1 protein-coding gene is annotated in these 631 nt (G+C 40.3%); it reads right to left on the minus strand.

The annotated features are described in order from the left end of the window. Positions 1-514: anaerobic ribonucleoside-triphosphate reductase activating protein (nrdG, locus tag N1032_RS26085; RefSeq protein WP_259543535.1), on the minus strand; the 514-nt coding region annotated here is incomplete at its 3' end. Positions 515-631: the final 117 nt, after the last annotated feature.

Below are 631 nucleotides of genomic sequence, written 5' to 3' on the forward strand. Positions count from 1 at the left end.
ATTCAATCTTATCAAAAGTAGCACGTTTAGGAACATCATCCGGTGTCACATCTTTTTGTGATGGCATTTCATAAATTTTCTGATTCCACGATCCACGGAAATGAAGTGACGGGTCGTGTTTATCAATTTCAAATCTTCCATCAACAAGATGCGTTATGGTGTTTGCCAGTTCCCAACGCACTAAACCAACTTCAGATTTGTCATTGGCGAGTTCTTCTAAAGTGTATCCAGTCCAGCACCAAATTGTCTTGGTCGGGCAATCTTCCCGTATACGTCGTGCGAGAGACAATAACGTATCAATGTTTCGTTCATGGAGAGGGTCTCCTCCAGAGAACGTGATGCCATCCCTAACGATACGTTCATCCTTGAGATCCTGTATGATTGTCTCTTCAATTTCTTGTGTAAATTTGAAACCAGAGTTTGGGTTCCAAGTTGATTCATTATAACATCCTTTACAACCGTGATTACACCCAGCAACGAATAGAACATTCCGTATACCGGGGCCATTTAACATGTCAGTTGGGTAGTATTGGTGATAGTTCATTTAATCATACTCAAACACTCGTCGTATAAGTTCACGTAATGACACATCTTTATTTTCCTTACGCAAAGGTATCAAATCAATCAAAGC

The sequence above is a fragment of the Herbiconiux daphne genome (genome assembly GCF_024979295.1).
Classification (GTDB): Bacteria; Actinomycetota; Actinomycetes; order Actinomycetales; family Microbacteriaceae; genus Herbiconiux; species Herbiconiux daphnes.